Genomic DNA, 12556 nt, shown 5'->3' on the forward strand with positions numbered 1-12556 from the left:
TTGCCAAGCCCGGGCGAGCCGCTATAGAGCGCCCTCGCACCGGCCGTTGGGGCGTAGCCAAGCGGTAAGGCAGCGGTTTTTGGTACCGCCATGCGCAGGTTCGAATCCTGCCGCCCCAGCCAGTCGGTGCGGCTGAATCCCTTGGGATTCGGCGTAAAACGTAGGGTTTCAGGGACAGCTCCAAAAGGGCTCGGCCGGACGGTCATTTGGACTGATTTGGCCAGCTTTGGACCGGGTTTGACACCTATTGTCCCCGAGTTTGTCCCCTGATTTTCCGGATAGCCGATTTTGGAGTCGGCACATGTCCGGAAAGACTGCTTTCACACCATCTGGTCTTGATTCGCTGCGTGGCGGAACGCTCAGCGATCCGCTTACACCGGGTCTCAGCATCGAAGTCCTGGCACGCGGGAAGAAGAAATGGCGCTACGAGCGCCGGCTCGTCGGCGGGGATGGCAAGGTCAAGATGTCGCTGGGCCTCTATCCGGCCCACGGTATTGCCGCGGCCCGGGAGTGGGCGAGAGCGCTCAACGATCTCGTCGAAGTGGGTGTCGATCCACGGGAAGTCCAGCGAGCTGCCGAGGAGCGCGCCAGCATGACAGTCGCCAAGGCGCATGGTCTTTATATCGAAGCCGCCCGTGAAGGTCGGGCATCGCGCGCGAAAAGGAAGAACAAGCCGCGTACCATCTCCGACAAGCTCAAAATCTATCATACCGACATCGAGCCGAAGCTCGGGAAAACATCGATCTATGCGGTGACGGAGAGGGACCTGATCAAGCTGGTTCAGGCAAAGGGCCGCACGGCGAAGGTTCGGGCCAATCGGCTCGCGGCGGAACTGGGAGTGTTTTTTGGCTGGGCCTCAAGTCTACGCGGTCTTGAGGTCGGTCTCGAGGACAATCCCGCTCGCCGGCTGGCGGACCTTCGGTTTCCCGAGGCGCCTCGCAAACGCAAGCTCAGCCTTGAAGAAATTGGTTGGTATCTGCGCGCGGTCGCTGACGAAGAGGATCGCGATTTCCGCCGGGGATTTGTGTTGTTCCTGCTTACCGCAGTCCGCTTCTCCGAGCTTACCAAAGCGCGCCGCGTCGAGGTCGAGCGTGGGATATGGACGATCCCGTCGAAACGTAGCAAAAACTCGAGCGCGCACGCTATCGCGCTTGGACCATGGGCCGCAGCGCTCATGATGACCAATTCCGAGTGGATTTTCCCTGCACCCCGCGTCGATGGGCCGCGAACGCAGGGATGGTACGAAGCCCGCGATCGCATCCTCAAACGCATGGCCGATTATGCGGGGCATCCTATTGAGCATTTCGTGCCGCACGATCTCCGCCGCACGATGCGGAGCAATACAAGGCGACTGAAAATCGACTTCGAGACCGCAGAGGCGATGCTCAACCATCTGAAGTCAGGGATGGAAAGAATATATGACGGATATGAGCATGAGGAGGAAATGGCGGCGTCCTTTTTACGATGGGAAGAGGAAGTCGGGCGATTGGCTCGGGCCGAGGGCGTAGCCGAAAGACTTGAGTTGCCTGCCGTGCGGATCGATCCACCTCGATCAACTCGGATGCGGTACCGCCGCGACGGCAAGCGCTCGCAGAGGGATCGGCTGGCATAGTCGTTTCGGCATGCACCGGCGGGCGTCCAGGAACAGGCGGAGCGTCGCGTATCAGCGCCGGCAATCGGCGGCGCCCGCCGGCCTATCACGCGAGAGTAAGAGACGGACCCCGCCTTTTTGGCGGGCCAGAAGCCAAGAGAGAGTCTCGCGGCGGCCCGCCATGGAGAAATGGCATGGCCAGATCGGTTCCCAAACTTACCCTCAACCCGTCGCGCGACATTCCGCTCGACCTGCTTGAGCTTTCCCCCTCCAATGTCCGGAAGATCGCTGCCAGCTCGCCTATCGGCGAGCTGGCGGACGATATAGCGAGGCGCGGCCTGCTCCAGAGCCTCAGCGTTCGCCCGATCCTCGACGAGTCTGGCGCGGAATCCGGACGCTTTGAAATTCCGGCCGGTGGCCGGCGCTTCCGCGCCCTTCAGCTGCTCGTGAAACAGAAGCGGCTCGCGAAAGATGCACCGATCCCTTGCGTCGTTCGCGCCGCGGATAGCGAAATCCTCGCCGAGGACGACAGTCTCGCCGAAAACGCGCGGCGCGAGGCTTTGCATCCGCTCGACCAGTTTCGTGCCATGCAGTCGATGATTGATCGGGGTGACGATGTCGAATCCATCGCGGCTCATCATTTCGTCACCCCGGCCGTCGTGCGCCAGCGGCTCAAGCTCGCTTCGGTCTCGCCCGTTCTGCACGAAGCCTATGCCGACGACCGGATGTCGCTCGAACAGTTGATGGCGTTCACGATTTCGGATGATTTCGAACGCCAGGTTCAGGTGTTCGACATGCTGACCGAGAGCCACTGTCTCTCACCGGCCTTCATCCGCCAGAAACTCACCGAGAATGTCGTGCGGGCCGCCGACAAGCGCGCGCGCTTCGTGACGGCCGACGCTTATGTCGAAGCCGGCGGCGGCATCGTGCGCGATCTCTTCGAGGCCGACGGCGGGGGCTGGCTGACCGATCCGGCGCTGCTCGACCGGCTCGTTGATGAAAGACTCAAGGCCGAAGGCGAGGCGCTGCTCGCGGAAGGCTGGAAATGGGCCGCGACTTCGGTCGATCTTCCTTGGGATGCGCTCCGCGACCTTCGCGCGATCGACCGCGACGAGGTGCCGATGACCGAGGAAGAGGAGGCTCGATTTGCCGAACTCGAGGCGGAAGGCGAAGCGATCGACCGCGAATGGTCCGAGGCCGAGGAGGTGCCGGACGAAATCCATGCGCGGGTCGACGCGATCAATGCCGAATATGCGGTGCTGACGACGCGGCCGCTGCACTTCGCGCCCGAAGATATCGCGAATGCCGGCGTTTTCCTGTCGATCGAACGCGATGGCTCGCTGCGGATCGATCGGGGCTATGTCCGCCCCGAGGATGAACCCGCGAATGATGGGCCGGACGACGGCGAAGAAGCTCGTGACGACGGCGCTCCCACCGAGACTAGGCTGCGCGATGACGCCCATGGGGATGGCGCTGGCACAGCCGACGAGGACGAGCCTGTGGCGGAGCAACTGAAGCCGCTCCCCGATCGCCTCGTTTCGGATCTGACCGCCTGGCGGACCCTGGCGCTGCAGGATGCCTTTGCGCAGCGTCCCGACGTCGCCTATCTCGCGATCCTGCACGCGCTCGTGATCGGCTGCTTCTATGGCTACAGCCGCGAAGGCTGCGTCCAGATCGCGGCGAACCGCGTCTATTTCTCGAATGCGCCGACGAACCTGCGCGATTGTGCGCCCGCCGCAGCGATCGATCAACGAACGGCTGAGTGGAAGGACCGCCTGCCGCAATCCGACAAGGAAGTGTGGGATCATCTTCTCGCCATGTCCGGCGAGGACCAGGCGATGCTCCTCGCCCACTGCGCCGCGCTCACCGTCAATGCGCAGGCCGAGATTGTCGGGCGCTACGACAATGGCCGCATTTCGGCGCATGGGGTCGAACGTCGGATCGCTCACAGCGACATTCTCGCGCGCGCAGTCGGGCTCGATGTTCATGCTGCCGGCTGGCGGCCGACTGTCGAGGCATATTTCGGCAGCGTCACCAAGCCGCGCATCATCGCCGATGTCACCGAGGCGCGGGGCGAGAATTTCGCGCAGATGATCGACCATCTCAAAAAGGCCGACATGGCGCGCGAAGCTGAGCGCCTTCTCGAGGAAAGTGACTGGATTCCCGCCTGTATGCGTACGGCCGACGTCGAGGGCGAAGGCGTGGCCGCAGTCGCCGGTGACGTCGACGCAGAGGAACTGCCCGCCTTTCTCGCGGACGACGGGGAAGGAGGTGACGACGCGGCCGCGATCGCTGCCGAATGATCCCGCGCCGCGCTAGGCGGCTACCTGTATTCTCAACCTCGAAAGCCCGGCCTCTGTGCCGGGCTTTCGCTTTTCCGGAGAAGTGAAAATGAACAGCTTTCAACATCAGGCCGCGCATGGTCGCCGGCCCATCGCGCGGGGAGGTCGTCATGGCTGACCGTGTTTCCGTCACCTTCACCCTGGGCGGCCGGATTTCGGTCGCCGACTATGAGGAATTGGTCTCGGTCATCGTCTCCGAGGGTCTGTCGACCGAATGGGACGGCCCGGTCTTCGAAGCCTCGCATCGGACCGAGGGAGAGCCTCTCGAACTCTTTGCCAATGAAGTGGCGTGGGGAAAGGTCGAGGCCCTTGAGAGTTTCTGTGCTGACCATGATCTTGCCTACCACTTCTGGGCCGGCGGTTTCTTCGCAGAATGGAGCGCCGAGCGGATCATTTACCGGGGCGAGGGGGCGCCCGACTCCTTCATTGCCGACGAGTCCGACCGCGTTCTGATCGATCGCGGCGAGATCGAACGGCGCGGCAGCTTCGAGGCTGTGCTCGCCTATTTCGACGCCGCCGACTTCGCCGTTCCGCCGCTCGTGATCGAGGACGAAGGCGATACGGCCGGAAAGGAGGTGGGTCGTGGCTGATTATTTTTCCCAGACCGTCATCCGCCCGGACATTCCGCGCACAGCAATGACCGCGCTCGAACGAAAGGTCCTCGGCGAGATTTTCGAGGAAGAAGCGGTTGGCGAGGATGTCTATTATTGCGCCAGCCATGGACCGGGCGATCTCGTGTTCCTCGGCATGGCCGAGGTTCGCGCCCTTCTCGCAGAAGATGAAGCTATCGAGAGCAGTCTCGCAGATCTGGCTCGCGACGAACTCGCACGAGTCGATGCCGACGCGGACGAACTCGAACTCGATCTGTCGGTCATCAGCTTCGAGGGCATCTTCCAGGATATCGTGAAGCGCTCGTCGCTCGACTATGTCGAGGTCGAAGCGGCGTGGACTTGCTCGAAGATGCGCCCCGACGGGTTTGGTGGTGCCGCGACGTTGATCACCGCGGACGACATCCAATCGGTATCGACCGCCGGCTGGCTCGAGGAGGCTATCGCCCGCCTGTCCGGAGATTCCGGTCCCGGCTGATCGGCGCCGCTTCCCTCGTACCATCCCGAAAGCCCGGCCCTTGCGCCGGGCTTTCGGTCTTTTCGGCTCCCGCGAAATGGAGGTTCCCATGCCGGAGATTATCGAAACCACGGTCTATCAGATCGACGAGCTATCGGAAGAAGCCCGCGAGAAAGCGCGGCAATGGTACCGCCAGGGCGGGTTCGACTTTGAATGGTGGGAATTCGTCTATGACGATTTCGAGCGCATCTGCGCCATCATCGGGGTCGAACTGCATAGGCGGCCTGTCCGCCTCTATGGTGGCGGAACGCGGCGAACGCCGAGCATCTGGTTTTCGGGCTTCTGGAACCAGGGCGACGGAGCCTGCTTCGAGGGCGACTATTGCTACGCGAAAGGCTCGTCCGCCGCGATCCGCGCCTATGCCCCCACGGATGAGGAGCTTCATCGGATCGCCGATGCGCTCGCCGACATCCAATGGCGCAATTTCTTCCAGCTGCACGCGTGCGCGACGCATCGCGGCCGATATTATCACGAATATTCCATGGGGTTCTCGGTCGAGCGCGACAGCCCGGTCTATCAGGAGATGACCAAGGACGCCGAAGAGGAGGTGATCGAGGCGCTCCGCGATCTCGCCCGCTGGCTCTACCGCCGCCTTGAGGAGGAGTTCGACGGTTTGAATTCGGATGAGGCAGTCGACGAGGCGATCGCGGCCAATGAATATAGCTTCACCGCGGAGGGCAAGCGCTTCGGCTGAGAGCCAGAGAGGGGCCGGGAAGGGGGAACGGCCCGGGTCCGAGAGAGAGCGGCGGGCGGTTCGTCCCTTTCCCTCTCTCTCGAGGATCTACCGATGCGAAACATTCTTCCCGAGGCGGCGCCGGGCGCCGCCGCGTCCTCCGGTGCGGCGGTTCCCGCGAGCGCCGCTGAACGGATCATCGCCGCTGCCGAGCTCATGCAGCCGCTGCTCGAGGCCGGGGCGCCTTTCGACACCGGCCAGCTCCGCGAGGCGATGGTGGGCGCCTTCGGCGCGGGCGACGCGGAAGGAGCCTGGGACTGGAAGACCGCTTATGACGCGTGCGAGGTCGCGCAGGTGATGCTGCTGCGCCGCTATGGCGGCGCCATGGCGGTCCGCAGCCGGTCCGACCAGAGCCGCCTCGCTATGTGGCAGCGGCTCGCGAGTCGCATCCCGACCCAGACGCGCCGCTCCGAAGAGGGGCAATCTTTCCAGCAATTTTCGACGCCGCTGCCGCTCGCCTTCGTTGCCGCACGCGCGGCGTCGATTTCGGCGGGCAATGTGGTGCTCGAGCCTTCCGCCGGTACGGGGATGCTCGCGATCCACGCCGAGCTTGCAGGTGCCAGGCTATTGCTCAACGAGTTCGCGGATGCACGGGCCGACATTCTCGGCCTCGTCTTTCCTTCAGCTGCGGTGACGCGTCACGATGCGGCCTCGATCGACGATCGCCTCGTCGAGGGCGCGGTGCCCGAGGTCGTCTTGATGAACCCGCCCTTCTCGGCGGCAGCGCGTGTCGACAGGCCGATGCGCGATGTTGCGCTCCGCCATGTCGCTTCCGCGCTTGCGCGGCTGCGCGACGGCGGCCGGCTCGTGGCGATCGTCGGTGCGAATTGCTCGCCCGAGGCCTCGGCCTTCCGGTCCGGCTTCGAGCGCCTGCAGGAGCAGGGGACTTTGGTCTTCTCGGCCGCCGTTGCGGGCAAAGTCTATGCGAAGCATGGGACGACCACCGCAACGCGCCTGCTGGTCATCGACAAGGTTGCAGCGGAAGATCCGACCTCCTTCGTTGCCAGCTGCGGCGAGGCGCCCGATGCCCGGACGCTGCTGCAGTGGGTCGAAGAGGAGCTTCCACCGCGCTCGGGGCCGCCGGCGGGCGCACAGCCCATTGTCGTACCGCAGATCGCGGCCTCGCGTGGTGGTCAGCGCCAGCGCGATGCCGGACGTGGCGACCCGGCGGTCCCGGACATTGGCGGCGCTGTCGATGAACTCGATTATGAGCTGGTCGACTGGACGTCGCCAGAGGGCCAGCTCGCCGACAGCATCTATGAGCCCTATGCGCTCCAGTCGCTGCGGATCCCGCTCGCCCGTCCACATCCGACCGCGCTCGTCCAGTCGGCGGCGATGGCGTCGGTTGCTCCGCCCAAACCTTCATATCGTCCGCGTCTGCCCACGCGGCTGATCGCCGAAGGCATATTGTCGGACGCGCAGCTAGAATCCGTCATCTATGCGGGCGAGGCGCATCAGGGGCATCTATCGGGTGCATGGAATGTCGACGACGACTGGGACAGCGTCGGTGCCGCAAGCGACGATGCCGAGGCGGCGGTCCACTTCCGACGCGGCTGGTTCCTGGGAGACGGCACGGGTGCGGGCAAGGGCCGGCAGGTCGCCGGGATCATTCTCGACAACTGGCTGAAGGGTCGGCGCCGCGCGCTCTGGATCTCGAAGTCGGACAAATTGCTCGAGGACGCGCAGCGCGACTGGTCGGCGCTCGGCCAGGAGAAATTGCTCGTCACGCCGCTCTCGCGCTTCAAACAGGGCACGCCGGTCAAGCTCCGCGAAGGCATCCTCTTCACCACCTTTGCTACGCTTCGGTCGCAGGGGCGCGAGGGCAAGGCGAGCCGGATCGAACAGATGGTCGAGTGGCTCGGCCGAGATTTCGACGGCGTCATCATCTTCGACGAGGCGCACGCGATGGCGAACGCCGCGGGCGGCAAGGGCGAGCGCGGCGACCAGAAGCCCTCGCAGCAGGGGCGCGCGGGGCTTCGCCTGCAGCATGCGCTCCCCGATGCGCGCATCGTCTATGTGTCGGCGACCGGCGCGACGACGGTGCAGAACCTCGCCTATGCGCAGCGGCTCGGACTCTGGGGCGGGACCGACTTCCCCTTTGCGACGCGCTCGGAATTTGTCGCTGCCATTGAGGAGGGTGGGGTCGCGGCGATGGAGGTGCTCGCGCGCGACCTGAAGGCGCTCGGTCTCTATGCCGCGCGATCGCTGTCCTTCGATGGAGTGGAATATGAGCTGCTCGAACATGCGCTGACCGACGAGCAGCGCCGCATCTACGACAGCTATGCCGGCGCCTTCCAGGTCATCCACAACAATCTCGACGCTGCGATGGAGGCCGCGGGCGTCACCTGCTCCGAGCATGGCACGCTCAACGCACAGGCGAAGTCGGCGGCGCGATCAGCGTTCGAGAGCACGAAGCAGCGCTTCTTCAATCATCTCATCACCGCGATGCAGACGCCGAGCGTCGTCGCGAGCATCAAGCGCGACCTCGAGGAGGGCCATGCCGCCGTTGTCCAGATCGTCTCGACCGGCGAGGCGCTGCAGGAGCGCCGGCTCGCCGAAATCCCCGCAGAAGAGTTCGACGATGTGTCGCTCGACATCACGCCGCGCGAATATGTGCTCGACTATCTCCAGCACAGCTTTCCCGTGCAGCTCTTCGAGCCCTGCACCGACGGCGAGGGCAATCTTTCGTCGCGCCCGGCCTATGACGGGGACGGCAATCCGATCGTCAATCGCGAGGCGGCCCGACGCCGCGATGCAATGATCGAGAAGCTCGCGTCGTTGCCGCCGGTCCCCGGCGCGCTCGACCAGATCGTCCAGCATTTTGGGGCGGAAGCAGTCGCCGAGGTCACCGGGCGCTCGCGGCGGATCATCCCGAAGACGAATGGCGACGGGTCGGTACGCTTCGCGGTCCAGAACCGTCCGGGGAGCGCCAACATCGGCGAGACCCACGCCTTCATGGACGATGTCAAGCAGATCCTGATCTTCTCCGAGGCCGGCGGAACCGGGCGGTCTTACCATGCCGACCTCGGCGCGAAGAACCAGCGGCGGCGCATCCACTATCTGCTCGAGGCGGGCTGGAAGGCCGATGCCGCGATTCAGGGCTTCGGGCGCACCAATCGGACGAACCAAAAGCAGCCGCCGATGTTCCGTCCGGTCTCGACCGACGTGAAGGCGCAGAAGCGCTTCATCTCGACGATCGCGCGGCGCCTCGATTCCATGGGCGCGATTACGCGCGGTCAGCGGCAGACCGGTGGGCAGAATATGTTCCGTCCCGAAGATAATCTGGAATCGCATTATGCGCGCGACAGCCTGCGCCAGCTCTATGTGCTGATCGCCGACGGCAAGGTCGATGGCTGCTCGCTCACTGCCTTCGAAAATGCGACCGGCTTGTCGCTGATCGACGCCGACGGCGGGCTTCGCGACGAGCTGCCGCCAATCACGACCTTCCTCAACCGCATGCTCGCGCTCACCATCGACCTCCAGAACATCCTCTTCGAGGCGTTCGAGGACCTGCTGATGGCGCGGATCGAGGCGGCGGTCGCGTCGGGGAGCTACGAAATCGGGCTCGAGACCTTGCGCGCCGCGAGCTTCGTCATCGATGCGCGGCAGACGATCTACACCCATCCCGGCACAGGCGCTGCGACCGAATTGCTGACGGTGAGCCGGAAGGACCGGGTGACGCCGATGTCGATCGATGATGCGTTGGCGCTCGCTGCAGCGCGCGAGGGCGCGCTCGTGGTCAACGCGCGCTCGGGCCGCGCGGCCGTCCGCCTTCGTGCGCGGAGCCTCTTCGATGATGATGGCGAAATTCATCGCCGCATCCGGCTGCAGCGCCCGCTCGAGAAACTGAACATGCTTGAGGCCGATTATCTGACGTCGCACTGGGAAACCGTCGCCTCAGGACGCTTTGCCGAGGCGTGGAAGGCCGAGGTCGCCGAGCTTCCCGAGTTCGAAGCCTCAACGATGCACATCGTCACCGGTCTGCTGCTTCCGATCTGGGGACGCCTGCCGAAGGAATCCTCGCGCGTGTACCGGCTTCAGACCGATGCCGGCGAGCGGGTTATCGGGCGCAAAGTGTCGGCAGCCTGGGCGGCGGCGGTGACCGGCGTCGCCGAGGTCAAGCTCGCGCCGTCCGATGCCTGGCGCATGCTGCTCGCGGGCGAGGCGGGCCTCGGGCTCGCCGAGGGGCAGGCACTGAATCGGGTACGGTCGATGAACGATTGGCGGATCGAGCTCTCGGGCTTCAACGATCTTGGCGTCGAGCGCCTCAAATCGATGGGCTTGATCTCCGAGATCGTCTCGTGGAAACTGAAGCTCTACGTGCCGGCAGGGGCTGCTGGCGCCGATGTGTTCGAACGCCTGGTCGATCGATTTCCGATCGCGCGGGTTCTCGAGCGCAAGGCCGCCTGAAGGAGCCCCGCATGACCAGCACAGCCGCCGATATCGCACGCCGCCTCGCAGACAATGCCGAGGCGGTGTGCCGCCGCTATCTCTCCAACGGCCGCCGCGAAGGCCATTATTGGATGGTCGGTGACATAAGGAATAGTCCCGGCCGCAGCCTCTATGTCCGTTTGTCGGCGCGCGGTGAAGGCGGCGGGGCGGCGGGAAAGTGGACCGATGCCGCGAGCGGCGATCATGGCGATCTCCTCGACGTCATCGCCGCAAGCTGCGGACATACGGGCTTCCGCGAGACGCTCGACGAGGCGCGGCATTTCCTCAGCCTGCCGATGCCGGATCCGTCGCCCCCTGGACCGAAAGCGAAGAAGGCCGCGCAGGGATCGCCCGAGGCGGCGCGCCGCCTATGGGCGGGGTCGAGGCCGATGGCTGGCACGCTGGTTCGCTTCTATCTAAATGCTCGCAAGATCATCGACCTCAGGGCCGGGGATCCGCTCCGCTTTCATCCGCATTGCTTCTATCGACCTTCCGGGGAGGACGAGCCGGGCGGCCCGCCAGCATGGCCCGCCATGATCGCCGCGGTCACGAGTGAGGATGGCCGCGTCACCGGCGTTCATCGCACCTGGCTCGATCCGGCAACAGTGGACAAGGCCCCCGTCACCTGTCCCCGCCGCGCCATGGGACTGCTGCTTGGTCACGGTGTGCGTTTCGGGTCCGCCGCGCCGGTCATGGCCGCAGGAGAAGGGATCGAGACTTTGCTGTCGATCCGCGAGCCGATGCCGGCGATGTCGATGATCGCCGCACTATCGGCAGCGCACCTCGCGGCGATCGAATTTCCGCGTGCGCTGCGCCGCCTATATGTCGCCCGTGACGACGATGGCGCCGGTGCCGGCGCCCTCGCGACGCTGACCGACCGCGGCGACGCCGCCGGCATCGAGGTCGTGCCGCTCGAGCCGGAGCGCGGCGACTTCAACGCCGATCTCGTCCTTCTCGGCCGCGACCGCCTTGCGCGGTCGCTGTCGCGTCAGCTTCATCCATCGGACCGTCATCGCTTTCTCTGACGGCCGCTAGTCGGCCGGAAAGGGAGAGCAGGTGGCGGGAGCGGGAACGGCCTTGGTGTTCCGGTAATGCCGCGCTCCGGCCTTCGCAGAGGGCGACTGCGGCAGACGGACCGGCATCGCAATGGCGGCGTTCGCTGCAATTTTCCGCCGGGGCCTTTGGGCCCCTTTGCATCGCGAAGCAAAATTGCCGCGCGCTCGCCATCCTCCGCTGCGCTTCGGCCCCGCCCTCTGGGGCGGGGTGCGGTCCCGTGCCGCCTGCCGCTGCCTGTCGCCGCGAAGGCCGCGCGGAGCGCGGCACATTCAGGAGACCTTCCATGACCGATGCCAGCGATCATCGCGACACGAGCACCGCCGAACCCGGCTCGACGGCCTATCTCCTCCAGGAGATGCAGCTCTTCGGCTACCGGCCCTATGAGGATGAACCCGACCCGCGACCGCTTCCCGATGCGCAGCTTGCAGGCGGTGCGATCGCCGACATGTTCGACGGACTCGCTGGGTGTCTCGTCGAGACGCGGATCGAGCCCGACCTCGAGGATCTGCTCTGGAACCTCGTCAATCTCTTCCACCGCGCCGGCGAGCGCATCGAACGCGGGCTCGACGACAATGAGCAGCTGCAGCGCCGACTACAGCGCGAGCAGGATGGCAGCGAAATCCGCTCGGTCGAGCTCGAGAAGGCGACGCGCGAGGGCATTTCGCTCATCGAGCGTCGCGACGTCATGGAGTTTTTCCGTGAAGCGTCCGCGGAACAGTTCCGGCTGCTGCTCCGCAAGGCCTGGGCTCCACGAACGGGATCGCGCGTCCGGCACCAGACGCTGACCGCATCGCTGATCGACAGCCGCGACTTCCTCGACGAGAAACTTCGAAAGCGCGCAGCGGCTCTCCTTCCCGAGGGCACCCGCATCGCTTTCACCGGCGGCAGCGATGTCGGCGAGCATCGGGCGATCTGGGATGTTCTCGATCGGACCCGTGAACGGCATCCTGACATGATCCTCCTTCACGGCGCGACGCCGACGGGCGCTGAGCGGGCCGCTGCCTGCTGGGCCGAGGCGCGCGGCGTCGCACAGGTCGCCTTCCGGCCTGACTGGAACCGACATGGCAAGGCCGCCCCGTTCAAGCGCAACGATCGCCTTCTCGAAGCGCTGCCGGTCGGCCTGATCGTCTTTCCGGGAACCGGAATTCAGGACAATCTCGCCGACAAGGCGAACAAAATGGGGATTCCGCTCTGGGACTTCCGGAAGCGGGGCGGCTGATGTGACGCTTTTGCGTCCATTTCAGGAGATTGGCTCAATCTGGTTCTATTTTCCGAATA

Annotated in this window: 8 protein-coding genes and 1 tRNA gene; all 9 read left to right on the forward strand. The window is 65.0% G+C overall.

Going from position 1 to position 12556, the window contains the following annotated elements; all coding sequences use genetic code 11:
- The first annotated feature begins 47 nt into the window (after window positions 1-47).
- The 9 genes from JI743_RS14435 (at window position 48) to JI743_RS14475 (ending at window position 12497) form a co-directional block, all read left to right on the forward strand.
- Window positions 48-122, forward strand: a tRNA-Gln gene (locus JI743_RS14435).
- 179 nt (window positions 123-301) lie between these two features.
- Window positions 302-1612 carry a tyrosine-type recombinase/integrase gene (locus JI743_RS14440; protein ID WP_201929144.1) on the forward strand — a complete coding sequence of 437 codons (1311 nt, stop codon included), beginning with the start codon at window positions 302-304 and terminating at the stop codon, window positions 1610-1612.
- 173 nt (window positions 1613-1785) lie between these two features.
- A complete protein-coding gene (locus JI743_RS14445; RefSeq protein ID WP_201929146.1) occupies window positions 1786-3894 on the forward strand; it encodes a ParB/RepB/Spo0J family partition protein in 2109 nt (702 codons plus the stop codon).
- A 149-nt stretch (window positions 3895-4043) separates the two neighbouring features.
- Window positions 4044-4523: a hypothetical protein gene (locus JI743_RS14450; protein WP_201929149.1), complete on the forward strand. Its 480-nt coding sequence runs from the start codon at window positions 4044-4046 to the stop codon at window positions 4521-4523.
- On the forward strand, window positions 4516-5019 hold the full coding sequence (locus JI743_RS14455) for a hypothetical protein (protein ID WP_201929151.1): 504 nt from the start codon (window positions 4516-4518) through the stop codon (window positions 5017-5019). Before JI743_RS14450 ends, JI743_RS14455 begins: the two co-directional genes overlap by 8 nt.
- 88 nt (window positions 5020-5107) lie before the next feature.
- Window positions 5108-5752, forward strand: a complete 645-nt coding sequence (locus tag JI743_RS14460; protein WP_201929153.1) for a DUF8835 domain-containing pootine — start codon at window positions 5108-5110, stop codon at window positions 5750-5752.
- A 93-nt stretch (window positions 5753-5845) separates the two neighbouring features.
- The gene (locus JI743_RS14465) at window positions 5846-10201 is read left to right on the forward strand and encodes a strawberry notch-like NTP hydrolase domain-containing protein (protein WP_201929161.1); all 4356 of its coding nucleotides are present in this window, start codon (window positions 5846-5848) and stop codon (window positions 10199-10201) included.
- 11 nt (window positions 10202-10212) lie between these two features.
- Window positions 10213-11247, forward strand: coding sequence for a DUF7146 domain-containing protein (locus JI743_RS14470; RefSeq protein ID WP_201929170.1), 1035 nt, complete (start codon window positions 10213-10215; stop codon window positions 11245-11247).
- Between the two features lie 314 nt (window positions 11248-11561).
- Complete coding sequence (locus JI743_RS14475; protein ID WP_201929171.1) at window positions 11562-12497, forward strand: DUF2493 domain-containing protein; 936 nt, start codon at window positions 11562-11564, stop codon at window positions 12495-12497.
- Window positions 12498-12556: the final 59 nt, after the last annotated feature.

The sequence above is a fragment of the Sphingopyxis jiangsuensis genome (assembly GCF_016734905.1).
GTDB lineage: Bacteria > Pseudomonadota > Alphaproteobacteria > Sphingomonadales > Sphingomonadaceae > Sphingopyxis > Sphingopyxis jiangsuensis.